Below are 26054 nucleotides of genomic sequence, written 5' to 3' on the forward strand. Positions count from 1 at the left end.
TCACACCTCGGCTTTGCGATAGTTGTGGCCGATCGGGTGGGGCATGTTGCGGGCCTTGGCCAACTCGATCTGCTTCTGCCGATCGATGGCGCTGCGCCGGGTCTTCTCGCTCAGGCTGTCCCAGCAATGCGGGCAGCTGATGCCTGGCGAATAATGCTCGGAGGCCCGTTCTTCCACGCTGATCGGGGTACGACAGGCGTGGCACTGGTCGTAGTCGCCTTCGCTGAGGTCGTGACGCACGGTCACGCGGTTGTCGAAGACAAAGCAGTCGCCCTGCCAGCGCGTTTCTTCCTGGGGGACCTCCTCGAGGTACTTCAGGATGCCACCCTTAAGATGATAGACCGCTTCGAAACCCTCGCCGAGCATATAGCTGGAGGCTTTTTCGCAGCGGATGCCACCGGTGCAGAACATCGCCACCTTCTTGTGCCGGGCAGGGTCGAAGTTGGCCTTGATGTACTCGGGAAACTCGCGAAAGGTGGTGGTCTTGGGGTCGATGGCGCCCTCGAAGGTACCAATCGCCACTTCATAGTCGTTGCGGGTGTCGATCAGCAGCACTTCGGGGTCGCTGATCAGCGCGTTCCAGTCCTTGGGCTCGACATAGGTACCGACCGTCCGGTTCGGGTCCACGCCCGGCACGCCGAGGGTCACGATCTCTTTCTTGAGCTTGACCTTGGTGCGGTAGAACGGCTGTTCGTCGCAGTACGATTCCTTGTGATCGATGTCCACCAGGCGTGCATCGCTGCGCAGCCAGGCCAGCAGGCCATCGATGCCTTCGCGGGTAGCCGACACGGTGCCGTTGATACCCTCTTCGGCCAGCAGCAGGGTGCCCTTGACCCCGTTGCGCTCCATGGTCTCGAGCAGCGGCTCGCGCAGCTCGACGTAATCTTTCAGGGTGACGAACTTGTACAGCGCCGCCACGACGATAGCTTGGGTCATGCCTTGATTCTCCAGGTGGTCACCCTCGCAAAGGGCGGACCGGGTCGACAATAAAAAACGCGCCGACAGGCGGCGCGTTGCGGATTCTAGCAAAAACCTGAAAGGGATTTCAGTGTTTGCTGCCTCCGGCGCAGGTGGGCGAAGCCGGCGCGCTGCCGATTTTCTGCCATTCCTGCGGGGTGTAGGTATGCAACGCCAGGGCATGGAACTGCCCCATCAGGTCACCCAGGGTGGCGTAGACCTTCTGGTGGCGCTTGACGCTGTTCAAGCCATCGAACTGTTCGCTGACCAGCACGGCCTTGTAGTGGGTCTGCTGGCCCCGGCTGTGCATGTGGCTCTCGTCCAGCACCTCGAGGTGCTGCGGGGCGAGCGCCGCCAGGCTCTGTTCGATCTTCTGCTGCATCGACATGCTGGGCTCCGCTTAAGGTTTCTTGGCCGGTGCGGCCGCCTTGCCGGCGGACGGGTCCAGCTCGTTGGTCATGTCGGCCAGCAGCTTGTTGACCACCGGCACGGCGCTTTCAAGCTTCTGCTGGGTCAGCTGGGCCGACTGCTGGGTAACGGCAGGCATCTTTTCCAGGACTTTCTTGCCCAGTGGCGACTGGTAGAAGGCGACCAGGTCCTTGAGCTCGGATTCGCTGAAGGTGCTGGTGTACAGCTTGATCATGTCCGGCTTGAGCTTGTTCCAGCCGATGGCCTGGTCCAGGGCTGCGTTGGCCTTGGCCTGGTAGGTTTCAAGCACGGCCTTTTTGGACGCCGGCGCCTTGGTCTGCTCGAAGCGCTGGGCAAACATCTGCTGCACCTGCATGTAGACCGGGGTACCCAGTTTGTCGGCGTGCGCCATCACCAGGAATTTTTCAGCGCTGGCGTTATGGCTGGCGGTATCGGCGAGTGCCTGGCCGCTGGCGCAGACCAGCGCGACAGCCGTGCAGAGGGCGCGAAGACGGGTCATCGAAATTCCTTAAAATAAAAAGAGGGCGTACCCAGAGTAGAGCATTCTGCGCCGACTGGGGCAGCCTGCTCAAGAGGGACGACAGGCAATGGAACCGCCATGCCGAATCAGGGCCTAAACTGCGCAAACAAGCCATTGAAGGAGTGCGTACCGCATGAGCCGTATCGAAACTGACAGCCTGGGCCCGGTTGAAGTTCCTGACGAGGCCTACTGGGGTGCCCAGACCCAGCGCTCGCTGATCAACTTTGCCATCGGCAAGGAACGCATGCCGCTGGCGGTACTGCACGCGCTGGTGCTGATCAAGAAAGCCGCAGCGCGGGTCAATGACCGCAACGGCGACCTGCCGGCCGACATCGCCCGCCTGATCGAACAGGCCGCCGACGAGGTGTTGGCCGGCGAGCATGACGACCAGTTCCCGCTGGTGGTGTGGCAGACCGGCAGCGGCACCCAGAGCAACATGAACGCCAACGAAGTGTTGGCCGGGCGCGCCAACGAGCTGGCCGGCAAGGGCCGCGGCGGCAAGGTGCCGGTGCACCCCAACGACCACGTCAACCGCTCGCAGAGCTCCAACGACTGCTTCCCGACCGCCATGCACATTGCCGCCGCACAGGCGGTCAACCAGCAACTGCTGCCGGCCATCGCCGAGCTGTCGGGCGGGTTGGCCGAACTGGCCGCACGCCACATGCAACTGGTCAAGACCGGGCGAACCCACATGATGGACGCCACCCCGATCACCTTCGGCCAGGAGGTCTCGGCCTACGTGGCCCAACTGGACTACGCCCAGCGCGCCATCCGCGCGGCGCTGCCGGCGGTGTGCGAACTGGCCCAGGGCGGTACCGCCGTGGGTACCGGGCTGAACGCGCCGCACGGCTTTGCCGAGGCGATCGCCGCCGAGCTTGCCGCCTTGTCGGGGCTGCCGTTCGTCACCGCGCCCAACAAGTTTGCAGCACTGGCCGGGCACGAGCCGCTGATCACCCTGGCCGGTGCGCTGAAAACCCTGGCCGTGGCCCTGATGAAGCTGGCCAACGACCTGCGCCTGCTCGGCTCCGGGCCGCGCGCGGGGCTGGCCGAGGTGCGCCTGCCGGCCAACGAGCCGGGCAGCTCGATCATGCCCGGCAAGGTCAACCCGACCCAGTGCGAGGCACTGTCGATGCTGGCCTGCCAGGTGCTGGGCAACGACACCACCATCGGCTTTGCCGCCAGCCAGGGCCACCTGCAGCTCAACGTGTTCAAGCCGGTGATCATCCACAACCTGCTGCAGTCGATCGAACTGCTGGCCGATGGCTGCCGCAACTTCCAGCAGCACTGCGTGGCGGGCATCGAGCCAGACCCGCAGCAGATGGCCGAGCACCTGGAGCGCGGGCTGATGCTGGTGACGGCGCTCAACCCGCATATCGGTTACGACAAGTCGGCGCAGATCGCCAAGAAGGCCTACGCCGAAGGCACCACCCTGCGCGAGGCAGCGCTGGAACTGGGGTATCTGACCGATGCGCAGTTCGATGAATGGGTAAGGCCGGAGCAGATGCTCGAGGCCGGCGGCAAAGGCTGAAAAAAGCTCTGCTACGCAGCCCGTCGCGGGTCAAGCCGCTCCCACAAGGCTGATGGAGTGCCTGTGGGAGCGGGCTTGCCCCGCGATGCGGCCAATGATCACTTCTTGTCTTTCTTGAACGCCGCCTCCAGCGCCTCGTTGATGGTGCGCAGCACCTTCACTCGCGCCCAACGCTTGTCATTGGCCTCCACCAGCGTCCAGGGCGCCACTTCGGTGCTGGTGCGGTCGACCATGTCGCCCACCGCCTCGGAGTACGCGTCCCACTTGTCGCGGTTGCGCCAGTCTTCCTCGGTGATCTTGAAGCGTTTGAACGGTATCTGCTCGCGCTCCTGAAAACGCTCCAGCTGGGTCTGCTCGTCGATCGACAGCCAGAACTTGACCACCACCACGCCAGCGTCGTGCAGTTGCTCCTCGAAATCGTTGATCTCGCCATAGGCGCGCATCCAGTCGGCCTGGCTGCAAAAACCCTCGATACGCTCCACCAGCACCCGCCCGTACCACGAGCGGTCGAACACCGTGAACTTGCCGCGCGCCGGAATGTGCCGCCAGAACCGCCACAGGTAGGGCTGCGCCCGCTCCTCCTCGGTAGGGGCGGCAATCGGCACGATGCGGTACTGACGCGGGTCCAGCGCGGCGGCCACGCGCCGAATGGCACCGCCCTTGCCTGCAGCGTCGTTGCCCTCGAACACCGCCACCAGCGCGTGGCGACGCATGCGCTTGTCACGCAGCAGGCCCGCCAGACGGGCCTGCTCGACAATCAGCTGCTCCTGGTAGTCGTTCTTGTCCAGACGCAGGGTCATGTCCAGGCTGCCCAGCAGGCTGCGTCCGTCGATGGATTCGCCCAGCGGCGCGATGTTGGTCTGGCGCCCCAGGGCCTTGGCCTTCAAGGCGTTCTGCAGGCCCTCGAGCAGGATCTTGCCCACTGCCAGGCTGCGGTAGTTCGGGTCCACGCCCTCGATGATGTGCCAGGGCGCATAGTCACGGCTGGTGCGGCGCAGCACCCGTTCGCCGAAGCGCACGAACCGGTCATAGGTCTGCGATTGCTGCCAGTCCAGCGGGCTGATCTTCCAGCTGTGCAGCGGGTCATCCTTGAGCGACTTGAGCCGCGCCTTCATCTGCTTCTTGGACAGGTGAAACCAGAACTTGAAGATCAGCGCGCCTTCGTCGCACAGCATCTTTTCCAGCCGTTCGGCACCGTTGATGGCCTGGTCGAGCACCGCGTCCTTGAACTGGCCATGCACCCGCCCCTGCAGCATCTGGCTGTACCAGTTGCCGAAGAAGACGCCCATGCGCCCCTTGCTCGGCAAGGCCCGCCAGTAGCGCCAGGCCGGCGGCCGGGCCAGCTCCTCGTCGGTCTGCTGGTCGAAGGTGCGCACCTCGATCAGGCGCGGGTCCATCCACTCGTTGAGCAGCTTGACGGTTTCGCCCTTGCCGGCCCCCTCGATGCCATTGATCAGCACGATGACCGGAAAGCGAGACTGCTGCTTGAGCTCGAACTGGGCTTCGAGCAAGGCTTCGCGCAACGCCGGCACTTCGGCGTCATAGGTTTCTTTGTCGATGGCGTGACCAATTTCGGCGGATTCGAACATACCAGGCTCCCTTCTTGGATAAGCAAGACTAGCGGATCACGCAGCCCTTTGTCGCAAGGCGATCGGCTAGAATGCACGCTTCGCTGTTGCCGAGCCGAACATGAACGACACCCCCGCCACCCCGACCCAGTACGCCCAGATCGAGTGGGATGAACAGGGCCGCCCTTATTCACGCCAGTACGACGACATCTATTTCTCCAAGGAGCAGAGCCTGGAGGAAACCCGTCATGTGTTCATCGAGCAGAACGACCTGCGCCAGCGCTTCGCCGCGATGGCCGACGGCAGTTGCCTGGTGATCGGGGAAACCGGCTTCGGCACCGGCCTGAATTTCTTCTGCGCCTGGCAGGTGTTCGCCGACTTTGCACCGGCCGGGGCACGCCTGCATTTCGTCAGCGTCGAAAAATACCCCCTCAGCCATGCCGACCTGGCCAAGGCCCTGGCCCTGTGGCCCGAGCTGACGCCGTTCAGCCAGCCACTGCTGGCGCAGTACGTGGCGGTGCACGAAGGTTTCCAGCAGTTCGTCTTCGACCAGGGTCGGGTGACCCTGACCCTGATGATCGGCGATGCGCGGGAACAGCTGCCGCAGTTGGACGCCCCCATTGACGCCTGGTTTCTCGATGGCTTTGCCCCGGCCAAGAACCCCGACATGTGGACCCCCGAGCTGTTCGCCCAGCTCGGCCGCCTGTCGGCGCCGGGTGCCACACTTGGCACCTTCACCAGCACCGGCTGGGTGCGTCGCGGGCTGATTGCGGTGGGCTTCAAGATGAAGCGCATTCCGGGTATCGGCAAAAAATGGGAAGTGCTGCGCGGCGCATTCACCGGCTGGCCTGCCGAGCAAGCGCCGCTCGCGCCGGTTGCCCCATGGTTCGCGCGCCCCGCGCCGCTGGCCGGCCCCCGCGAGGCGCTGGTGATCGGCGCCGGCCTGGCCGGTTGCGCCACCGCCGCCAGCCTGGCGGCGCGCGGCTGGCAGGTACGCCTGCTGGAGCGCCACGCCGCCCCTGCCGGTGAAGCCTCGGGCAACCCCCAGGGCGTGCTGTACCTGAAGCTGTCGGCCCACGGCACCGCACTGTCGCGGCTAATCGTCGCCGGCTTCGGCTACACCCGCCGCCTGCTCGAACAGTTGCAGCGCGGCACCGACTGGGACGCCTGCGGGGTGCTGCAACTGGCCTTCGACGACAAGGAAGACCAGCGCCAGATCAAGCTCGACCAGGTGTTCAGCGACACCCTGCTGCAGCGCCTCGACCAGCCGCAGGCCGAAGCCGTGGCCGGGGTCGGCCTGCCCAGTGGCGGTCTGTACTACCCCGAGGGCGGCTGGGTGCATCCGCCCGCGCTGTGCCAATGGCAGGCCGGGCAACCGAACATCACCCTGCTGCCCCACCATGACGTGGTACAGCTGCGCAAGGTCGACGGCTTGTGGCAGGCATGGGACGGCGAGCGCCTGCTGGCCAGCGCGCCGCTGGTGGTGCTGGCCAGCGCAGCGGACATCCATCGTTTCGAGCCGTGCGCCGAGCTGCCGCTCAAGCGCATCCGCGGGCAGATCACCCGCCTGCCGGCCACCAACGCCAGCCGCGCGCTGGGCACCGTGGTGTGCGCCGACGGTTACGTCGCGCCGCCGCGCCTGGGCGAACACACCCTGGGGGCGAGCTTCGACTTCCACAGCACCGACCTCGCCCCCACCGCTGCCGAACATGCGAGCAACCTGGAGCTGCTGCGGGAAATCTCCGGCGACCTGGCAGAACGCCTTGGCGCTGCCGAGCTGGAACCTGCCAGCCTGCAGGGCCGCGCGGCGTTTCGCTGCACCAGCCCCGACTACCTGCCGATCGTCGGCCCGTTGGCCGACAAGGCGGCGTTCAACCAGGCGTATGCCGTGCTCGGCAAGGACGCGCGACAGCTGCCGGACAGTTCGTGCCCCTGGCTGGAGGGCCTGTATGTGAACAGCGGCCATGGTTCGCGCGGCCTGATCACCGCGCCTCTGGCGGGGGAACTGATCGCCGCCTGGGTCGACAACGCACCCTTGCCGGTGCCGCGCGACGTGGCCGAGGCCTGCCACCCGAATCGTTTCATGTTGCGCGAACTGATACGCGGCAAGGGCAAGCAAGGCTGAAGGCTTATAACAGATTGATCTAAAACTCACAGGATCCGCACCGGTCAGTTCCTATGTGCCCGAATTCAGGGCACCTTCCCCAACGGAAAAACCGGTAAGGACTTATGTGCGGATTAGCTGGAGAGTTTCGTTTCACCCCTGTAGCCAACACACCACGCCCGGCGGACCTGGCCGCGGTCGAACGGATGACCCATCACCTGGCGCCCCGCGGCCCGGATGCCTGGGGCTTCCATAGCCAGGGGCCCATCGCCCTGGGCCACCGACGCCTGAAGATCATGGACCTGTCCGACGGCTCGGCCCAGCCCATGATCGACAGCCAGCTGGGCCTGTCGCTGGCATTCAACGGCGCCATCTACAACTTCCCCGAACTGCGCGCCGAACTCGAAAGCCTGGGCTATGCCTTCTACTCGGACGGCGACACCGAAGTGCTGCTCAAGGGCTACCACGCCTGGGGCGCCGATCTGCTGCCGCGCCTGAACGGCATGTTCGCCCTGGCGATCTGGGAACGTGACAGCCAGCAGCTGTTCCTCGCCCGCGACCGCCTGGGGGTCAAGCCGCTGTACCTGTCGCGCACCGGCGAACGCCTGCGCTTCGCATCGAGCCTGCCGGCCCTGCTCAAGGGCGGCGACATCAACCCGGTGCTCGACCCGGTGGCACTCAACCACTACCTGAACTTCCACGCCGTGGTGCCCGCCCCGCGGACCCTGCTGGCGAACATCGAAAAGCTGCCACCGGCCACCTGGATGCGCATCGACGCCCAGGGCCGCGCCGAGCAGCACGTGTGGTGGAACCTGCACTACGGCCCACGCACCGATGAACAGCACCTGACCCTGGAAGACTGGCGCGACCGCGTGCTCGACAGCACCCGCGAAGCCGTTGCAATCCGTCAGCGTGCGGCCGTGGATGTCGGCGTGCTGCTCTCGGGCGGCGTCGACTCCAGCCTGCTGGTCGGCCTGCTGCGCGAAGTCGGGGTCGAGGACCTGTCGACCTTCTCCATCGGCTTCGAAGATGCCGGCGGCGAACGTGGCGACGAGTTCCAGTATTCGGACCTGATCGCCAAGCACTACGGCACCCGCCACCACCAGTTGCGCATCGACGAGCGCGAAATCATCGAGCAACTGCCGGCCGCGTTCCGCGCCATGAGCGAGCCGATGGTCAGCCACGACTGCATCGCCTTCTACCTGCTCTCGCGGGAAGTGGCCAAGCACTGCAAGGTGGTGCAGAGCGGCCAGGGTGCCGACGAGCTGTTCGCCGGCTACCACTGGTACCCGCAGGTGGACGGCGCCAAGGACCCGTACGCGGCCTACCGCGAGGCCTTCTTCGACCGCAGCTACGACGAGTACCGCGACACCGTGCAGCCGGCCTGGCTGCTGGGCAATGACGCCGCCGGCGACTTCGTGCGCCAGCACTTCGCCCAGCCCGGCGCCAGCGCGGCAGTCGACAAGGCCCTGCGCCTGGACAGCACGGTGATGCTGGTCGACGACCCGGTCAAACGGGTCGACAACATGACCATGGCCTGGGGCCTGGAGGCTCGCACGCCGTTCCTCGACTACCGGCTGGTGGAGCTGTCGGCGCGGGTGCCGGCCCAGTTCAAGCTGCCCGATGGCGGCAAGCAGGTGCTCAAGGAAGCCGCGCGACTGGTCATCCCCAGTGAAGTCATCGACCGCAAGAAGGGCTACTTCCCGGTACCGGGCCTCAAGCACCTGCAAGGCGCCACCCTGGACTGGGTACGCGAGCTGCTGCTGGACCCGAGCCAGGACCGCGGCCTGTTCAACCCGGCCATGCTCGACCGCCTGCTCAGCGACCCGCATGGGCAACTGACGCCGCTGCGCGGCTCCAAGCTGTGGCAACTGGCCGCGCTGAACCTGTGGCTCAGCGAACAAGGAATCTGATCGATGAAAGCCCATGCCTCACCCTATGGCCAGCGCCTGCTGCGCGGCCAGGTGCCGTCCTATGAACGCCTGCAGGCGCAACTGGCCGGCGACGGCAGCGACCCGCACGACCAGCCGCGCTGGTTGCATTGTGGTTGGGGCCGGCTGCTGATCGGCCACACCTACCCCGACCCGGCCAGCCTGGCGGCGGCCCTGGCCAAGGAGCAGCCCGGCGAGCGCGATATCGCGCTGTACGTGGCCGCCCCCCAGCAGGTACTGGCCCAGGCGCCGCAACAGCTGTTTCTCGACCCCTCCGACACCTTGCGCCTGTGGTTCAGCGACTACCGCCAGGCGCAGCGAGTGTTTCGCGGCTTTCGTATCCGCCGCGCACAGAGCGACAGCGACTGGGCAGCCATCAACGAGCTGTACGTGGCCCGTGGCATGCTGCCGGTCGACCCGGCGCTGATCACTCCGCGCCACCAGGGCGGCCCGGTGTACTGGCTGGCCGAAGACGAGGACAACGGTGCGGTGATCGGCAGCGTGATGGGGCTGAATCATCAAAAGGCCTTCGACGACCCGGAGCACGGCAGCAGCCTGTGGTGCCTGGCCGTGGACCCCAACTGTACCCGGCCCGGGGTCGGCGAAGTACTGGTACGCCACCTGATCGAACACTTCATGAGCCGCGGGCTGAGCCACCTCGACCTGTCGGTGCTGCACGACAATCGCCAGGCCAAGCGGCTGTACGCCAAGCTGGGCTTTCGCACCCTGCCCACCTTCGCGGTCAAGCGCAAGAACGGCATCAACCAGCCGCTTTTCCTGGGGCCGGGGCCGGAGGCCGGGCTCAACCCTTATGCGCGAATCATCGTCGAGGAAGCCTACAAGCGCGGCATCGATGTGCAGGTGGACGATGCCACCGCCGGGCTGTTCACCCTCAACCACGGCGGACGCCGGGTGCGCTGCCGCGAGTCACTCAGCGACCTGACCACCGCCGTGAGCATGACCCTGTGCCAGGACAAGAGCCTGACCCACAAGGTGCTCGAAGCCGCCGGCCTGAGCCTGCCGGCGCAACAGCTGGCGGGCAACGCCGCCGACAACCTGGCCTTTCTGGAAGACCACGGCGCGGTGGTGGTCAAGCCGCTGGATGGCGAACAGGGCAACGGCGTGGCGGTCAACCTGACCTGCCTGCAAGACCTGGACACCGCCATCGAGCACGCGCGCCAATACGACAGCCGCGTGCTGCTGGAAAGCTTTCATGAAGGGCTGGACCTGCGCATCGTGGTCATCGGCTACGAGGTGGTGGCCGCAGCGATTCGTCACCCGGCCTCGATCGTCGGCGACGGCCAGCACGCCATCGGTGCGCTGATCGAAGCCCAGAGCCGCAGGCGCCAGGCCGCCACCGGTGGCGAAAGCAAGATCCCGCTCGACGCCGAGACCCAGCGCACCCTGCACGCCGCCGGGGTCGACTACGACACCATTCTGCCCGCCGGCCAGCGCCTGGCCGTACGGCGTACCGCCAACCTGCACACCGGCGGCTGCCTGGAAGACGTCACCGCACGCCTGCACCCGACCCTGGTGGATGCCGCCGTGCGGGCCGCCCGCGCCCTGGACATTCCGGTGGTCGGCCTGGACCTGATGGTCAAGGCCGCCGACCAGCCCGACTACGTGTTCATCGAAGCCAATGAACGGGTCGGTCTGGCCAACCACGAACCCCAACCCACTGCCGAACGCTTCGTCGACCTGCTGTTCCCGCACAGCCGGCCGGTGCCGTGACAACGCCCCACGAGGAGTCCGCATGCCTGATCAATTGCCCGAACCGGACCTGACCTATCTGCAGAAGGTCCTGCTGGAAATGCTCGCCATCCCCAGCCCCACCGGCTTCACCGACACCATCGTGCGCTACGTGGCCGAGCGCCTGGAAGAACTGGGTATCCCCTTCGAGCTGACCCGGCGCGGCACCATCCGCGCCACCCTCAAGGGCCGCAAGAGCTCGCCCGACCGCGCCGTTTCGGCGCACCTGGACACCATCGGCGCCAGCGTGCGCACCTTGCAGGACAACGGCCGTCTGGGCCTGGCCCCGGTCGGCTGCTGGTCGAGCCGTTTCGCCGAGGGCAGCCGGGTCAGCGTGTTCACCGACACCGGCGTGTTTCGCGGCAGCGTGCTGCCGCTGATGGCCAGCGGGCACGCCTTCAATACCGCGGTCGACCAGATGCCGGTCAGCTGGGAGCACGTCGAGCTGCGCCTGGATGCCTACTGCACCACCCGCGCCGACTGTGAAACCCTGGGCATCGGCATCGGTGACTTCGTGGCCTTCGATCCGTTGCCCGAGTTCACCGAAAGCGGCCATATCAGCGCCCGTCACCTGGACGACAAGGCCGGCGTCGCGGCGCTGCTGGCCTCGCTCAAGGCCATCGTCGAAAGCGGCATCCAGCCACAGATCGACTGCCATCCGCTGTTCACCATCACCGAAGAAACCGGCTCGGGGGCCGCCGCCGCATTGCCGTGGGACGTCAGCGAATTCGTCGGCATCGACATCGCCCCGGTCGCCCCCGGCCAGCACTCCAGCGAACACGCGGTCAGCGTGGCCATGCAGGACTCCGCCGGCCCCTACGACTACCACCTGTCGCGCCACCTGCTGAGCCTGGGCCGCGAGCACAACCTGCCGGTGCGCCGCGACCTGTTCCGCTACTACTTCAGCGACGCGCATTCGGCGATCACCGCCGGGCATGACATCCGTACCGCGCTGCTGGCGTTCGGCTGCGACGCCACCCACGGCTACGAGCGCACCCATATCGACAGCCTGGCTGCCCTCAGCCGCCTGCTCAGCGCCTACCTGCTCAGCCCGCCGGTGTTCGCCAGCGATTCCAAGCCCACCGGCAGTTCGCTGGAAAGCTTCAGCCACCAGCTGGAACACGACGCACAAATGGAAAGTGATACCCGCGTACCGGCGGTGGACAGCCTGGTTGGCCAAAAAGGCTAGCCACTGCAGGCCACATGCAGGAAAGGTTTCGCGTAGCATGTGCGAAACCTTTCCTGATTCTGTAGCTTTTTTATGTTGATACCCTACGACCAGCTCGAAGCCGACACCCTCACCCGCCTGATCGAAGACTTCGTCACCCGCGACGGTACCGACAATGGCGACGACACCCCGCTGGAAACCCGTGTATTGCGCGTGCGCCAGGCGCTGGCCAAGGGGCAGGCGGTGATCCTGTTCGACCTGGACAGCCAGCAGTGCCAACTGCTCGCCAGGCATGAAGTGCCCCGCGAGCTGCTCGACGATCAGTGATCAGGCGCCCAGGCCGCCCTTGCCCAGTTGCTCGGCGATACGCCGATAGATTTCTGCACGGTGCACCTCCACATCGCGTGGTGCGCAGATGCCGAAACGCACCGTGTTGCCGTCTACCGACAGCACCTTGATCTTGATGTCGTCATCGATGGTGATGACCTCGCCGACTTCGCGCCCTATGACCAGCATTCTCCAATCCTCCACATCAGGGGAGAGTGAAGACTGAACCGGGTGCTGAAACGGTTCAACGCTCTGACAGGCAAATAGACAATTCCCACAACTTTGCGGGAATTTGCCTACAAGATCCTACCCGCTCAGCTGTTTTGCAGACGTGGTCCGATCACGATGATGGTGGCGCCGATCACGCACAGCAGCGCACCGAGCCAGTCGCTGCCCATCGGCCGGGCACGCTCCACCACCGCCAGCCACAGCAGCGAAGTGACGATATAGATGCCGCCATAGGCGGCGTAGGCGCGCCCGGCGTAGGCCGCCTCGACGCGGGTCAGCAGCAGGCCGAACAGGGTCAGGCTGAGCAGCGCGGGGGCGATCCACCAGCCGCTCTTGCCCAGCCGCAGCCACATGTAGAAGGCATAACAGCCGGCGATCTCGAACACCGCCGCCAGAAAGAACCACACATAATTCATCACGTCCGCTGCTACCCGCGCAAAAGCGCCTAGCATACCGTAGCGAACAGCCTACGCCTGCGTCTGACGCCCCTTGGCACGCATTCGCACGGCCATCTCGGCCATTTCGTCATACAGCGCCTGCGGGTCGCGCTGCTTGAGCTGCCAGGCCAGGCGCCCCTGCTCGTGGGGCAGAATCATGAAGTCACCGCGCGCCACCCCCTCGTAGATACAGCCGGCAATGTCGCTGGCGCTGATCGGCGAGCTTTCCAGCAGTTTGCCCACCTGGGCCTTCATTGCCGGGGTGGGGCCGCGGAACGAATCCAGCAGGTTGGTCTGGAAGAACGACGGGCACACCACGTGCACCGCCACCTGCTGCTGGCGCAGCTCCACCAGCAGGCTTTCGGACAGCGCCACCACCCCGGCCTTGGCCACGTTGTAGTTGCTCATGGCCGGCCCCTGCATCAGCGCCGCCATGGACGCGATGTTGATGATGCGGCCCTTGCTGCGTTCGAGCAGCGGCAGGAACGCCTTGCAGCCCTTGACCACGCCCATCAGGTTGATCGCGATCTGCCAGTCCCAGTCTTCCAGCGACAGCTCGGCAAAAAAACCGCCCGACGCCACCCCGGCGTTGTTGACGATCACATCGATGCCGCCGAGCTTTTCTTCGCAGGCCTGGGCCAGGGCGGTGAGCTGGCTGTAGTCGCGCACGTCGCAACGCTGGACGAAGCCCTCGCCGCCCGCCTCGCGCACCAGCGCGAGGGTCTGCTGCAGGCCGGCCTCGCCGATGTCGCTCAGGGCCAGTTGCCAACCCTCGCGGGCCCAGCGCAGGGCAATCTCGCGGCCAAGGCCGGACCCGGCGCCAGTGATCATCATGCGGTTTTGCATAGCCGGATGCCTTGTTCCTGAAGTTGAAGGCCAGTGTAGCGAAGGGTGCAGCGACGCCCACGCTGTATCAGGATGCTGAATGGCGCGGGCAAACACATATCGAACTAAACTTTTAGTTGCCTGTGGGAGTCCGAATTAACAGGCGGACATGAACGTCATGACCGAAGAGATGGATCGCAACTGCACACGCTGATTACCGTACTCAACAAAAGGACTCTGCCATGGGCACCATACTTATCATCATCCTGATTTTGCTGTTGATCGGTGGCTTACCCGTTTTCCCGCACTCCAGAAGTTGGGGCTACGGCCCGTCCGGCATCATTGGTACCGTGCTGATCATCCTGTTGATCCTGTTGTTGCTCGGCAAGATATAGAAACCCGGGGGTGCAATGGCCCCCACATAAAAAAACGGCCCGAAGGCCGTTTTTTTATTGCTCAGGACTCAGTGCGAAACAGCACCGCTTGCCCCCAGGCCGGTTTGCGACCGGACAAACTGCGGGAAGAACAGCGCACGCTCGTCATCCGCTGCCTTGGACTTGTCGGTAACCGAGAAGAACCAGATACCGGCAAAGGCAATCAGCATCGAGAACAGCGCCGGGTACTCATACGGGTAGATGGCTTTCTCGTGACCCAGGATCTGCACCCAGATGGTCGGACCGAGCACCATCAGGCCCACCGCACTTACCAGCCCCATCCAGCCGCCGATCATGGCGCCACGGGTGGTCAGCTTCTTCCAGTACATCGAAAGCAGCAGTACCGGGAAGTTGCAGCTGGCCGCGATCGAGAACGCCAGGCCGACCATGAACGCGATGTTCTGGCTTTCGAACAGGATACCCAGGCCGATGGCCAGCACACCCAGTGCGACGGTGGTGATCTTCGACACGCGGATCTCGTCCTTGTCGTTGACCTTGCCCTTGCGCCATACGCTGGCATACAGGTCATGGGACACCGCCGAGGCACCGGCCAGGGTCAGGCCGGCAACCACTGCCAGGATGGTGGCGAAGGCCACTGCCGAGATGAAGCCCAGGAAGATGCTGCCGCCCACGGCGTCGGCCAGGTGCACCGCAGCCATGTTGTTGCCGCCCAGCAAGGCGCCTGCTGCGTCCTTGAAGTCCGGGTTGGTGCTGACCAGCAGGATCGCGCCGAAGCCGATGATGAAGGTCAGGATGTAGAAGTAGCCGATGAAGCCGGTTGCGTACAGCACGCTCTTGCGCGCTTCCTTGGCGTCGCTCACGGTGAAGAAGCGCATCAGGATGTGCGGCAGGCCAGCGGTACCGAACATCAGCGCCAGGCCCAGCGAGAACGCGGAGATCGGGTCTTTGACCAGGCCGCCCGGGCTCATGATCGCCTCACCCTTGGGGTGAACCTTGATCGCCTCGGAGAACAGCGCATTGAAGTCGAAGTTGACGTGCTTCATCACCATCAGCGCCATGAAGCTGGCACCGGACAGCAGCAGCACCGCCTTGATGATCTGTACCCAGGTGGTTGCGAGCATGCCGCCGAACAGCACGTACATGCACATCAGGATACCCACCAGGATGACCGCCACGTGGTAGTCCAGGCCGAACAGCAGCTGGATCAGCTTGCCGGCGCCGACCATCTGCGCGATCAGGTAGAACGCCACCACCACCAGCGAGCCGGAGGCCGACAGGGTGCGGATCTGCTTTTGCCCGAGGCGATACGAGGCCACGTCGGCAAAGGTGTACTTGCCCAGGTTGCGCAGGCGTTCGGCGATCAGGAACAGAATGATCGGCCAGCCCACCAGGAAGCCGATCGAGTAGATCAGGCCGTCGTAGCCGGAGGTGTATACCAGTGCGGAAATACCCAGGAAGGAGGCTGCCGACATGTAGTCGCCGGCAATCGCCAGGCCGTTCTGGAAGCCCGTGATTCGCCCGCCTGCGGCGTAGTAGTCAGAGGCCGACTTGTTGCGCTTGGAAGCCCAGTAGGTGATGCACAGGGTGGCACCGACGAAGGCGACGAACATCAGGATCGCCGAGACGTTCAGGGGTTGTTTGTGCACCTCGCCGGTCAGGGCGTCGGCGGCCCAGACGGCAGGCGCGAAAGCGCCAAAGGCCAGTGTTGCCAGTAGACGCCGGATCATTGCTGAGCCTCCTTCAGGATCGCGTTGTTCAGCTCGTCGAACTCACCGTTGGCACGACGTACGTAGATGCCGGTCAGCACGAAAGCCGAAACGATCAGACCCACACCCAGCGGGATACCCCAGGTAATCGAGGAGCCGGGGCTGAGCTTGGCACCCAGAATCTGCGGGCCGTAGGCAATCAACAGGATAAAGGCGGCGTAGAGGCCGAGCATGATCGCCGAGAGAATCCAGGCGAAGCGTTCACGTTTTGAAACCAGCTCCTTGAACCGCGGGCTGTTTTGTATCGAGAGATAAATGCTGTCGTTCATTGTTTTTGTCCTCGCAGCACAGATTGGGTAGTACCACGCCACTTTATGCTGCCTTGGGACGCACTCCAGACGACCTTAGTCTTAGATGTAAAACTCTTTTACCGGCTACGTAACAGCCGCCCATGCAAAGGGCCGCGCGGTGGCAAAACACCGCGCGGCCCTGGAAGGTGCCAGATAGAGGCCTTAGGCCATTATTTTGCGGTCCACTCGGCGACCCGCTCGGGGTGCTTGGCGACCCACTCCTTCGCCGCAGCGTCCGGCTTTGCGCCTTCCTGAATGGCCAGCATGACTTCGCCGATCTCGTCCTTGGATTGCCACGAGAACTTCTTCAGGAACGCTGCGACTTCCGGCGCCTTCGTATCGAGTTCCTTGCTGCCGATGCTGTTGACCGTCTCGGCGGCGCCGTACACGCCTTTGGGGTCTTCGAGAAAGCGCAGCTTCCACTTGGCGAACATCCAGTGCGGCACCCAGCCGGTGACCACGATGGGCTGCTGCTTGGCGTAGGCGCGCCCCAGTTCAGAGGTCATGGCAGCGCCGGAGCTGGCCTGCAGCTTGTAGCCGGCAAGGTCGTAGTCCTTGATGGCCTGGTCGGTCTTGAGCATCACCCCGGACCCGGCGTCGATGCCGACGATCTTCTTCTTGAAGCCGGCATCGCTTCCGAGGTCGGCGATCGACTGCGCCTTGACGTATTCGGGCACGATCAGGCCAATCCTGGCGTCCTTGAAGTTGGGGCCGTAGTCGACCACGTTGTCCTTGTTCTTGGCCCAGTATTCGCCATGGGTCACCGGCAGCCAGGCCGACAGCATCGCATCGAGCTTTCCGGTGGCCACCCCCTGCCACATGATGCCGGTGGCCACCGGCATCAGCTTGACGTCATAACCGAGCTTCTGCTTGATCACCTCGGCCGCCACATGGGTGGTTGCCACGCTGTCGGACCACCCATCGACGTAGCCGATGCTTACTTCCTTGGCCATGGCCAGGCTGGTGCCCATGGCCAGTATCAGGGCAGTGCCCGCCCCCAGGAGTCGTCGCATTTTCATCAAGGCATCCCCTCGTCACGTCACGGAACCTGCATCATCAACCGCCACTGGCGGCCAACCTGCTCTGTCAGCGACGTCGAAACATCGAGAAACGACATCACAACGCCAGCCAGGCCCGCTACCGGCCGGCATTTGCAGGTAGTATTGGCGGCTTTGTTTCCTGACCGGTCCGCGCCATGCCCTCGACTGCCCGCTTCCCGCTGCTGCCCTACCTGTTTGCCTGCCTGCTTGGCCTGTTCGCGTTGGGCGGGCTCTGGTACGGGCTCGGCAAGCCGGTATCGCTGCCGGACGCCGCCAGCCCCACGCACAAGCTGCAATGTGTCTCCTACACGCCCTTCGACAAGGACCAGTCGCCGTTCGACCAGCCCTTCAGCCTGCGTCCGGAGCGCGTGGAGGCTGACCTCGCCCTGCTTGCACAGCGCTTCGAATGCATCCGCACCTACTCGATGACGGGCCTGGAAGCGATCCCGCAGCTGGCGCGCAAGTACGGCCTGAAGGTGATGTTCGGGGCCTGGGTGAGTGCCGACCCGCTGGTCACGGCCAAGGAGATCAAGGCCCTGATCGCCACCGCCAATGCCAACCCGGACATCACCCGCGCCGTGATCGTGGGCAACGAGGTGCTGCTGCGCAAGGAAGTGACGGGCGATCACCTGGCCGATCTGATCCACCAGGTGAAAAGCCAGGTGCAGGTACCGGTGACCTACGCCGACGTGTGGGAGTTCTGGCTGCAGCACCCACAGATCGCGCCGCAGGTGGACTTCGTGACCATTCACCTGCTGCCCTACTGGGAAGATGATCCCAAGGGCATCGACGATGCGCTGGCCCACGTAGGCGAGATCCGCCAGGTGTTCGGCAACCGCTTCGCGCCCAAGGACGTGATGATCGGCGAAACCGGCTGGCCCAGCGAAGGGCGCCAGCGCGAAACCGCCCTGCCCAGCCGGGTCAACGAAGCGCGCTTCATTCGCGGGTTCGTCGCCATGGCCGAGCAGAATGGCTGGCATTACAACCTGATCGAAGCCTTCGACCAGCCGTGGAAGCGCGCCAGCGAAGGCGCGGTGGGCGGTTACTGGGGGCTGTACGATGCCGACCGGCAGGACAAGGGCATACTCGAAGGCCCGGTGAGCAACCTGCCGTTCTGGCCGCAGTGGCTGGGCATCGGCGTGCTGCTGTTCGCCGCCACCCTGGCCCTGGCCGGGCCGGTGCGCGGCGTGCGTGGCGCCCTGGCGCTGCCCTTGCTGGCCGCACTGGGGGCCGCCAGCCTGGGGTTGTGGGGCGAGCTGGTACGGGTCAACAGCCGCTTCGTTGGCGAGTGGTTGTGGGCCGTGCTGCTGGCGGGGCTCAACCTGGTGGTACTGGCCCATGGCGCGCTGGCGCTGGCACAGCGCAGTGGCTGGCGTGAGCGCCTGTTCGCCTGGCTGCAGGCGCGTGCCGGCTGGTGGGTGATGGCGGCCGGCTTCGCGGCGGCGGTGAGCATGCTGGCGCTGGTGTTCGACCCGCGCTACCGCAGCTTCCCGAGCCCGGCGCTGGTGCTGCCGGCGGTGGTGTACCTGCTGCGACCGGTGCGGGTAGCACGCGCCGAGGTGGCCTTGCTGACCTTCATCGTCGGCGCCGGGATTGCGCCGCAGCTGTTCATCGAGGGCTTGAGCAGCCAGCAGGCGCTGGTGTGGGCCCTGGTGAGCGCGCTGATGACCGCGGCGCTGTGGCGCTGCCTGCGGATCAGGCAGGGCTGAGCGTCGGCTCTTCGACGGCAAGGCCGGCTCTGCAGGGAGACGTTGAACCCGGTAGGCGCCGGCCTTGCCGGCGAACGATACAGCGTGAGCCTCAGGCCGTGCGCCGCACCAGCCGCAACCCCGCCAGCACCAGCGCGAACGCCGCCAGGCTCACGGTGTACAGCGCCAGTGCCGGCAGCCCGAACACCAGTGACAGCACCGCCAGCCACCAGCCGGCCCGACGCGGCACCAGCGTCGCCACCACGGCCAACCCCAGGGCGACCCAGCCCAGCACCCGCAAGTGGATCATCAGGCCCAGCGTGGCGCGCAACTGGCACTCCCAGCTCACCTGGGGCGAGCTGCACACACCGACCCACCTGACATCCTCCATGAAGCCGTAACGCACCCCATAGCAGGCCGCAGCCCACAGCGACAGGCACACAAGCAAGGCAATCAGCGGCAAACGGCGGGACATGACAACTCCGGAAACAGGAAAACGGCGCCCAGCATAATCCCCCACCGTGCCTGTGCAAGGCAAAAGCGGCGGCCTGAGCTACTTTTATCAGCAAAGAAACAAAACCCGCTGTTGCCCTGGCACTGGCCCGCACGGCAACATCGGGGACGGTAAATGCCGGGGCACAAGGCAACTTTGCCGATAGCACGAGTGTCCTAGCCTGCAGTACACACTTTGCCTTGCCTTTCCTGGGGATCCGTCATGCTTCGATCACTGCGCCTTGCTGCCCTGCTGGGTGGCCTCTTGATGAGTGCGGCCGCGTCTGCGGTGGATGTCGATGCGGCCACCTATGGCTACCCGCTGACCAATCCCTTCGAGGCGACGATCGCCTCCACACCGCCCGACCTGCGCCCCGAACTGCCGACCGACGATGACATCGATCAGTCCGACTACAGCCTCAACCTGCGCCCCGAACGCGAGTTCACTCTTCCGGACAACTTCTGGGCGGTCAAGAAGCTGCGCTATCGCCTGGCCCGACAGGACCACGAGGCGCCGCTGATCTTCCTGATCGCCGGTACCGGCGCGCCCTACACCAGCAGCCTCAACGAGTACCTCAAGCGCCTCTACTACAAGGCCGGCTACCACGTGGTGCAGCTCTCATCGCCCACCAGCTTCGACTTCATCAGCGCCGCCTCGCGCTTCGCCACCCCGGGCGTGAGCGCCGAAGACGCCGAAGACCTGTACCGGGTGATGCAGGGCGTGCGCGCCCAGCACCCGCGCCTGCCTGTCAGCGAGTACTACCTCACCGGCTACAGCCTCGGTGCCCTCGACGCAGCCTTCGTCAGCCACCTGGACGAAACCCGGCGCAGCTTCAACTTCAAGCGCGTGCTGCTGCTCAACCCGCCGGTCAACCTCTACACCTCGATCAGCAACCTCGACAAGCTGGTGCAGACCGAGGTCAAGGGCGTGAACAACAGCACCACCTTCTATGAACTGGTGCTGACCAAGCTCACCCGCTACTTCCAGCAAAAAGGCTACATCGACCTCAACGACGCGCTGCTCTACGACTTCCAGCAGTCGCGCCAGCACCTGAGCAACGAGCAGATGGCGATGCTGATCGGCACCTCGTTCCGCTTCTCGTCCGCCGATATCGCCTTTACCTCCGACCTGATCAACCGCCGCGGCCTGATCACCCCGCCCAAGTACCCGATCACCGAAGGCAGCAGCCTCACGCCGTTCTTCAAGCGTGCGCTGCAATGCGACTTCGACTGCTACCTGACCGAGCAGGTCATCCCCATGTGGCGCGCCCGCACCGATGGCGGCAGCCTGCTGCAGCTGATCGACCAGGTGAGCCTGTATGCCCTCAAGGACTACCTGCAAAACAGCCCGAAAATCGCCGTGATGCACAACGCCGACGATGTGATCCTGGGCCCCGGCGACATCGGCTTTCTGCGCAGCACCTTTGGCGACCGCCTGACCCTGTACCCGCATGGCGGGCACTGCGGCAATATCAATTACCGCGTCAACAGCGACGCGATGCTGGAGTTTTTCCGTGGTTAAAAAACTTCTGATCGTGACGGCGTTGCTCGCCGCAGGCCTGGTACAGGCCGATGAGATCCCGGCGCGAGCCAGCGTGATCGAAGCCGACGGCTTCACCGATCCGCTCAAGGAACTCAAGTTCAACCCCGGCCTGGACCAGCGCGAGTTCGAGCGTTCGACCCTGACCGCGCTGAACGTCTACGACCCGTTCGAGTCGGTGAACCGCCGGCTGTACCACTTCAACTACCGCTTCGACCAGTGGGTGTTCCTGCCGGTGGTCAATGGCTACCGCTACATCACCCCAAGCTTCGTGCGCACCGGGGTCAGCAACTTCTTCAGCAACCTGGGCGATGTGCCCAACCTGCTCAACAGCCTGCTGCAGTTCAAGGGCAAGCGCTCGATGGAGATCACCGCGCGCCTGCTCTTCAACACCACCCTGGGCGTCGCCGGCCTGTGGGACCCGGCGACCAAGATGGGGCTGCCGCACCAGAGCGAAGACTTCGGCCAGACCCTGGGCTTCTATGGCGTGCCGGACGGCCCGTACCTGATGCTGCCGATCCTGGGCCCGTCGAACCTGCGCGACACCGGCGGGCTGGTGGTGGATTACAGCGCCGAGAACTGGATCAACTTCCTCAACATGGCCGAGGTCAGCAGCGACAACCCGGAGGTCTGGGTACTGCGCGCCATCGACAAGCGCTATACCACCAGCTTTCGCTACGGCCAGCTGAACTCGCCGTTCGAGTATGAAAAGGTGCGCTACGTGTACACCGAGGCACGTCGCCTGCAGATCGCCGAGTAGAGTTCAGGGCCGGGGCAGCGGCAGGCCGAGAAAGCGGCACAGTTCGCCCTGCTTGGTCAGCGCGTCGCGCCGGCCCAGTTCGATCAGTTCGCTGCAATAGCCGGCTTCGAACAACAGGTAGCTGAGCACCCCGGCGCCGCTGGTCTTGGTCGCCCCCGGGCCGCGCAGGAACATGCGCAGCGCGGCGGGCAGTTCGCGCCGATGGCGGGCGGCAATCTCGTCCAGCGGCTGGCTGGGCGCAACCACCAGCACCTCCACCGGGGCCAGGCCCAGGCGCCGGGGCTGCACGTCGCTGGGCAGCAGGTGGCTCAGGTGGTTGAGCCGCTGCAACAGCTCCAGGTCGTCTTCCAGGCTGTCGATGAACGTGCTGTTGAGCAGGTGCCCGCCGATCTGCGCCAGGCTCGGCTGCTTGCCGCTGAACACCCGCTCGCGTGGATCACCCGGCGTCGGCCCCTGGGGGTTGCCGCTGACCCCCACCACCAGCACGCGGTTGGCGCCCAGGTGCAGCGCCGGGCTGATCGGCGCCGACTGGCGCACCGCACCGTCACCATAGAATTCGTGGCCCAGCCTGATTGGCGCAAACAGCAACGGGATGGCCGAACTGGCCAGCAGGTGCTCGACGCTCAGGCGGGTCGGCATGCCGATGCGTCGATGGCGCAGCCACGGGTCGATGGCGCCCTTGCCCTGGTAGAAGGTCACCGCCTGGCCCGACTCGTAGCCGAACGCGGTCACCGCCACCGCGCGCAGGTGCTGCTGGTCGATGGCATGGCCGATGCCGTCCAGGTCCAGGTGCTGGTTGAGCAGTTTGCGCAGCGGCGAGCTGTCGAGCAGCGCCACCGGTACCTGGGCCCCCAGGCCCAGCAGGCTGTGGCCGACGAAGCGGCTGGCCTGGCGGATCACCCCGGGCCAGTCGCTGCGCAGTACCTGGTGGCTGCGAAAGCCCTGCCAGAAGCCGGTGAGGCGGCGGATGGCGTCGGCAAAATGCATCGCACCGCTGGCCAGGGTCACCGCATTGATGGCCCCGGCCGAGGTGCCGACGATCACCGGGAACGGGTTGCCGGCGCCGGCGGGCAGCAGGTCGGCGATGCCGGCGAGCACGCCGACCTGGTAGGCGGCACGGGCGCCACCGCCCGAGAGGATCAGCCCGGTGACCGGTTGGGGTGCTGGCATGGGGTACTCCCTGAATTCTGTGTCGCCGCCTTCGCCGGCAAGGCCGGCTCCTACCGGTACCGCACACCTATGTAGGAGCCGGCATTGCCGGCGAAAGCCACACCGCGATTCGTCCTAGTACAGCTTGGGCGCCCCCGGCGGGCGCGACTTGAAGCGTCGGTGTGCCCACAGGTACTGCTCGGGGCATTCACGCAGCACCGACTCGATCCACTGGTTGATGCGCAGGCAGTCGGCCTCTTCGCTCTCCCCCGGAAAATCCTGCAGCGGCGCATGGATCACCAGCCGGTAGCCACTGCCGTCCGCCAGGCGCTGCTGGGTGAACGGGATCACCCGCGCCCGCCCCAGGCGGGCGAACTTGGTGGTGGCGGTCACGGTAGCCGCCTCGATCCCGAACAGCGGCACGAACACGCTCTGCTTGGCGCCGTAGTCCTGGTCGGGCGCATACCAGATGGCGCGCCCCGAGCGCAGCAACTTGAGCATGCCGCGCACGTCCTCGCGCTCCACGGCCAGCGAGTCGAGGTTGTGCCGCTCGCGCCCACGGCGCTGCACGAAGTCGAACAACGGGTTCTTGTGCTCGCGGTACATGCCATCGATGGTGTGTTCCTGGCCCAGCAGCGCCGCACCGATCTCCAGCGTGGTGAAGTGCAGGGCCATCAGGATGGCCCCCTGCCCGTCACGCTGCGCCGCCTGCAGGTGCTCCAGCCCCTCGATGTGCGCCAGGCGCGCCAACCGGGCCTTTGGCCACCACCAGCTCATGGCCATTTCGAAGAAGGCGATGCCGGTGGAGGCGAAGTTTTCCTTGAGCAGACGGGTTCGTTCGACAGACGGTAATTCGGGGAAACACAGTTCCAGGTTGCGCGCAGCAATGCGTCGACGGTCACCGGCAACACGGTACATCAGCGCGCCCAGCAGGCGGCCCAGCACCAGCAAAGCCCGGTAGGGCAGCTGCACGATCAGCCACAGCAGGGCCAGGCCCAGCCACAGCGGCCAGAAGCGTGGATGAAGAAAATAAAGGCGAAAACGCGGGCGATCCATTAAACATTCCGCAAAGACGATGGCCGGGCATTCTACAACGGTTCGCTGCGGGTTGCGGCTAACCGGCGTTCTCGTTATAAGTCTGAGCACTTTTTCGTAACAAGCTGCCTTATGCCAACCATGAGCCAAACCCAGACGCCAGACCAAGCCCCCGTGTTCCAGCTCAAGGGCAGCATGCTCGCCATCACGGTGCTCGAGCTTGCGCAGAACGACCTCGAAGGCCTCGATCGGCAACTGGCGGCCAAAGTCGCCCAGGCCCCCAACTTCTTCAGCAACACCCCGCTGGTGCTGGCGCTGGACAAGCTGCCGGCCGGCGAAGGCGCGGTCGACCTGCCCGGACTGATGCGCGTATGCCGCCACCATGGCCTGCGTACCCTGGCCATTCGCGCCAGCCGTATCGAGGACATCGCCGCCGCCATTGCCATCGACCTGCCGGTGCTGCCGCCGTCCGGTGCCCGCGAACGTGCGCTGGAGCCTGCGGTGGAGGTGCCACCGGCACCCAAGCCCGAGCCGGCCCCGGCCCCGCCGCCGGAGCCTGCGGTAAAACCGACAAAAATCATCACCTCGCCGGTGCGTGGCGGCCAACAGATCTATGCTCAGGGCGGAGACCTGGTGGTACTGGCTTCGGTCAGCCCCGGTGCGGAACTTCTGGCCGATGGCAACATCCATGTTTACGGCGCGATGCGCGGTCGCGCCCTCGCCGGTATCAAGGGCAACACCAGGGCACGTATTTTCTGCCAGCAGCTGACCGCCGAAATGGTCTCGATCGCCGGGCAGTACAAGGTGGCCGAAGACCTGCGTCGCGACCCGTTGTGGGGGGCCAACGTGCAGGTCAGCCTGTCCGGTGACGTGTTGAACATCACCCGTCTTTAACGGATACTTGCCGCCATTTTCAGCGCAACTTTTCCATATGTTGCCGGTTTGGATATTTCTGGGACCTCAACGTCCTTTTTCTTTAGGGGTGATACACCTTGGCCAAGATTCTAGTGGTTACATCCGGCAAGGGTGGTGTGGGTAAGACCACCACCAGCGCCGCTATCGGTACCGGCCTCGCACTGCGCGGCCACAAGACGGTCATCGTCGACTTCGACGTCGGCCTGCGTAACCTCGATCTGATCATGGGCTGCGAACGCCGCGTGGTGTACGACTTCGTCAACGTGGTCAACGGCGAAGCCAACCTGCAGCAGGCCCTGATCAAGGACAAGCGCCTCGAGAACCTGTACGTGCTGGCCGCCAGCCAGACCCGTGACAAGGATGCGCTCACGCTCGAAGGCGTGGAGCGGGTCCTGATGGAGCTCAAGGAGCAATTCGAATACGTGGTCTGCGACTCGCCGGCCGGTATCGAGAAAGGCGCCCACCTGGCCATGTACTTCGCCGACGAAGCCATCGTGGTGACCAACCCGGAAGTCTCCTCGGTACGTGACTCGGACCGCATGCTGGGCCTGCTGGCCAGCAAGTCGCGCCGTTCCGAACGCAACGAAGACCCGATCAAGGAACACCTGCTGATCACCCGCTACCATCCAGAGCGCGTGAGCAAGGGCGAAATGCTCGGTGTCGAGGACGTCAAGGAAATCCTCGCCGTCGCGCTGCTGGGCGTGATCCCCGAATCCCAGGCGGTGCTCAAGGCATCCAACCAGGGTGTGCCGGTGATCCTCGACGACCAGAGCGATGCCGGCCAGGCCTACAGCGACACCGTCGACCGCCTGCTGGGCAAAACCGTGGAACACCGGTTCCTCGATGTACAGAAGAAGGGATTCTTCGAGCGCCTGTTTGGAGGCAACTGACCAATGAACCTTTTTGACTTCTTTCGTGCCAACAAAAAAGTAAGCACCGCGTCGGTCGCGAAAGAGCGTCTACAGATCATCGTGGCGCACGAGCGCGGCCAGCGCAGTACTCCGGACTACCTGCCAGCCTTGCAGAAGGAACTGGTCGAGGTGATCCGCAAGTACGTCAACATCGGCTCGGATGATGTGCACGTCGCTCTGGAGAACCAGGGCAGCTGCTCCATCCTGGAACTCAATATCACCCTGCCCGATCGTTGATCGGCGCACAGGGGTAACCTGCCACGGCGGCGGCCGGGCCCGGGGTCATACAGCCCGGGCCCGGC

26 protein-coding genes are annotated in these 26054 nt (G+C 65.0%); 13 read left to right on the plus strand and 13 right to left on the minus strand.

Annotation, left to right across the window (positions count from 1 at the left end; genetic code table 11):
* The 3 genes from NJH59_RS19845 to NJH59_RS19855 all read right to left on the minus strand — a co-directional run bounded on the left by NJH59_RS19845 (position 1) and on the right by NJH59_RS19855 (position 1885).
* Positions 1-936 carry a rhodanese-related sulfurtransferase gene (locus tag NJH59_RS19845; RefSeq protein WP_253087221.1) on the minus strand — a complete coding sequence of 312 codons (936 nt, stop codon included), beginning with the start codon at positions 934-936 and terminating at the stop codon, positions 1-3.
* 109 nt (positions 937-1045) lie between these two features.
* Positions 1046-1345, minus strand: coding sequence for a BolA/IbaG family iron-sulfur metabolism protein (locus NJH59_RS19850; RefSeq protein WP_253087222.1), 300 nt, complete (start codon positions 1343-1345; stop codon positions 1046-1048).
* Between the two features lie 12 nt (positions 1346-1357).
* Entirely contained in the window at positions 1358-1885 is a 528-nt protein-coding gene (locus tag NJH59_RS19855; RefSeq protein ID WP_043862665.1) for a DUF2059 domain-containing protein, read from the minus strand.
* 154 nt (positions 1886-2039) lie between these two features.
* On the opposite strand from NJH59_RS19855, the gene NJH59_RS19860 reads away from it, so the two are divergent.
* The gene (locus NJH59_RS19860; protein ID WP_043862664.1) at positions 2040-3434 is read left to right on the plus strand and encodes a class II fumarate hydratase; all 1395 of its coding nucleotides are present in this window, start codon (positions 2040-2042) and stop codon (positions 3432-3434) included.
* Between the two features lie 98 nt (positions 3435-3532).
* Here the strand turns inward: NJH59_RS19860 and pap are convergent, their stop codons facing one another.
* A complete protein-coding gene (gene pap, locus NJH59_RS19865) occupies positions 3533-5023 on the minus strand; it encodes a polyphosphate:AMP phosphotransferase (protein ID WP_088514041.1) in 1491 nt (496 codons plus the stop codon).
* A 100-nt stretch (positions 5024-5123) separates the two neighbouring features.
* On the opposite strand from pap, the gene mnmC reads away from it, so the two are divergent.
* From mnmC to NJH59_RS19890, 5 genes are all read left to right on the plus strand, one after another.
* Complete coding sequence (mnmC, locus tag NJH59_RS19870; protein WP_253087223.1) at positions 5124-7127, plus strand: bifunctional tRNA (5-methylaminomethyl-2-thiouridine)(34)-methyltransferase MnmD/FAD-dependent 5-carboxymethylaminomethyl-2-thiouridine(34) oxidoreductase MnmC; 2004 nt, start codon at positions 5124-5126, stop codon at positions 7125-7127.
* A gap of 104 nt (positions 7128-7231) precedes the next feature.
* A complete protein-coding gene (locus NJH59_RS19875) occupies positions 7232-9019 on the plus strand; it encodes an N-acetylglutaminylglutamine amidotransferase (protein WP_043862661.1) in 1788 nt (595 codons plus the stop codon).
* Between the two features lie 3 nt (positions 9020-9022).
* Entirely contained in the window at positions 9023-10768 is a 1746-nt protein-coding gene (gene ngg / locus NJH59_RS19880) for an N-acetylglutaminylglutamine synthetase (RefSeq protein WP_253087224.1), read from the plus strand.
* A 22-nt stretch (positions 10769-10790) separates the two neighbouring features.
* Complete coding sequence (locus tag NJH59_RS19885; protein WP_043862659.1) at positions 10791-11975, plus strand: osmoprotectant NAGGN system M42 family peptidase; 1185 nt, start codon at positions 10791-10793, stop codon at positions 11973-11975.
* Positions 11976-12047: 72 nt separating this feature from the next.
* Positions 12048-12281 (plus strand): YheU family protein, encoded by a 234-nt coding sequence (locus NJH59_RS19890; protein WP_043862658.1) that lies wholly within the window; start codon positions 12048-12050, stop codon positions 12279-12281.
* On the opposite strand, the gene csrA is transcribed toward NJH59_RS19890, so the two are convergent.
* The 3 genes from csrA to NJH59_RS19905 form a co-directional block, all read right to left on the minus strand.
* Positions 12282-12470: a carbon storage regulator CsrA gene (csrA, locus tag NJH59_RS19895; protein ID WP_043862657.1), complete on the minus strand. Its 189-nt coding sequence runs from the start codon at positions 12468-12470 to the stop codon at positions 12282-12284.
* A 125-nt stretch (positions 12471-12595) separates the two neighbouring features.
* Positions 12596-12928 carry a YnfA family protein gene (locus NJH59_RS19900; protein WP_054915866.1) on the minus strand — a complete coding sequence of 111 codons (333 nt, stop codon included), beginning with the start codon at positions 12926-12928 and terminating at the stop codon, positions 12596-12598.
* 48 nt (positions 12929-12976) lie between these two features.
* The gene (locus NJH59_RS19905) at positions 12977-13792 is read right to left on the minus strand and encodes an SDR family oxidoreductase (protein ID WP_253087225.1); all 816 of its coding nucleotides are present in this window, start codon (positions 13790-13792) and stop codon (positions 12977-12979) included.
* 221 nt (positions 13793-14013) lie between these two features.
* Here NJH59_RS19905 and NJH59_RS19910 point away from each other — a divergent pair, with 221 nt between their 5' ends.
* Positions 14014-14166, plus strand: coding sequence for a DUF3309 family protein (locus NJH59_RS19910; protein WP_010224169.1), 153 nt, complete (start codon positions 14014-14016; stop codon positions 14164-14166).
* Positions 14167-14234: 68 nt separating this feature from the next.
* Here NJH59_RS19910 and NJH59_RS19915 read toward each other — a convergent pair whose 3' ends face one another.
* The 3 genes from NJH59_RS19915 to NJH59_RS19925 form a co-directional block, all read right to left on the minus strand.
* Positions 14235-15893 carry a cation acetate symporter gene (locus NJH59_RS19915; RefSeq protein ID WP_043862654.1) on the minus strand — a complete coding sequence of 553 codons (1659 nt, stop codon included), beginning with the start codon at positions 15891-15893 and terminating at the stop codon, positions 14235-14237.
* A complete protein-coding gene (locus NJH59_RS19920) occupies positions 15890-16201 on the minus strand; it encodes a DUF485 domain-containing protein (RefSeq protein WP_043862653.1) in 312 nt (103 codons plus the stop codon). Before NJH59_RS19920 ends, NJH59_RS19915 begins: the two co-directional genes overlap by 4 nt.
* A 191-nt stretch (positions 16202-16392) precedes the next feature.
* Positions 16393-17241, minus strand: coding sequence for a glycine betaine ABC transporter substrate-binding protein (locus NJH59_RS19925; protein WP_054915868.1), 849 nt, complete (start codon positions 17239-17241; stop codon positions 16393-16395).
* Positions 17242-17417: 176 nt separating this feature from the next.
* Between NJH59_RS19925 and NJH59_RS19930 the strand changes: the two genes are divergently transcribed.
* Complete coding sequence (locus tag NJH59_RS19930; RefSeq protein WP_043862651.1) at positions 17418-18971, plus strand: beta-1,6-glucan synthase; 1554 nt, start codon at positions 17418-17420, stop codon at positions 18969-18971.
* A 91-nt stretch (positions 18972-19062) separates the two neighbouring features.
* Here the strand turns inward: NJH59_RS19930 and NJH59_RS19935 are convergent, their stop codons facing one another.
* A complete protein-coding gene (locus tag NJH59_RS19935) occupies positions 19063-19425 on the minus strand; it encodes a hypothetical protein (protein ID WP_043862650.1) in 363 nt (120 codons plus the stop codon).
* A 240-nt stretch (positions 19426-19665) separates the two neighbouring features.
* On the opposite strand from NJH59_RS19935, the gene NJH59_RS19940 reads away from it, so the two are divergent.
* Both NJH59_RS19940 and NJH59_RS19945 read left to right on the plus strand, forming a co-directional pair.
* Positions 19666-20964: a serine/threonine protein kinase gene (locus NJH59_RS19940; protein WP_043862649.1), complete on the plus strand. Its 1299-nt coding sequence runs from the start codon at positions 19666-19668 to the stop codon at positions 20962-20964.
* A complete protein-coding gene (locus tag NJH59_RS19945; RefSeq protein ID WP_054915870.1) occupies positions 20957-21742 on the plus strand; it encodes a VacJ family lipoprotein in 786 nt (261 codons plus the stop codon). Before NJH59_RS19940 ends, NJH59_RS19945 begins: the two co-directional genes overlap by 8 nt.
* Positions 21743-21745: 3 nt before the next feature.
* On the opposite strand, the gene NJH59_RS19950 is transcribed toward NJH59_RS19945, so the two are convergent.
* Both NJH59_RS19950 and NJH59_RS19955 read right to left on the minus strand, forming a co-directional pair.
* The gene (locus NJH59_RS19950; RefSeq protein ID WP_043862647.1) at positions 21746-22912 is read right to left on the minus strand and encodes a patatin-like phospholipase family protein; all 1167 of its coding nucleotides are present in this window, start codon (positions 22910-22912) and stop codon (positions 21746-21748) included.
* A gap of 114 nt (positions 22913-23026) precedes the next feature.
* The gene (locus NJH59_RS19955) at positions 23027-23947 is read right to left on the minus strand and encodes a lipid A biosynthesis lauroyl acyltransferase (RefSeq protein WP_043862646.1); all 921 of its coding nucleotides are present in this window, start codon (positions 23945-23947) and stop codon (positions 23027-23029) included.
* Between the two features lie 111 nt (positions 23948-24058).
* Between NJH59_RS19955 and minC the strand changes: the two genes are divergently transcribed.
* The 3 genes from minC to minE all read left to right on the plus strand — a co-directional run bounded on the left by minC (position 24059) and on the right by minE (position 25989).
* Positions 24059-24820, plus strand: coding sequence for a septum site-determining protein MinC (gene minC, locus NJH59_RS19960; protein WP_043862645.1), 762 nt, complete (start codon positions 24059-24061; stop codon positions 24818-24820).
* A 98-nt stretch (positions 24821-24918) separates the two neighbouring features.
* Complete coding sequence (minD, locus tag NJH59_RS19965; protein ID WP_043862644.1) at positions 24919-25731, plus strand: septum site-determining protein MinD; 813 nt, start codon at positions 24919-24921, stop codon at positions 25729-25731.
* 3 nt (positions 25732-25734) lie between these two features.
* Positions 25735-25989 carry a cell division topological specificity factor MinE gene (minE, locus tag NJH59_RS19970; protein WP_019693048.1) on the plus strand — a complete coding sequence of 85 codons (255 nt, stop codon included), beginning with the start codon at positions 25735-25737 and terminating at the stop codon, positions 25987-25989.
* Positions 25990-26054: the final 65 nt, after the last annotated feature.

Source organism: Pseudomonas sp. VE 267-6A, assembly GCF_024126555.1.
Taxonomy (GTDB): Bacteria; Pseudomonadota; Gammaproteobacteria; order Pseudomonadales; family Pseudomonadaceae; genus Aquipseudomonas; species Aquipseudomonas palmensis.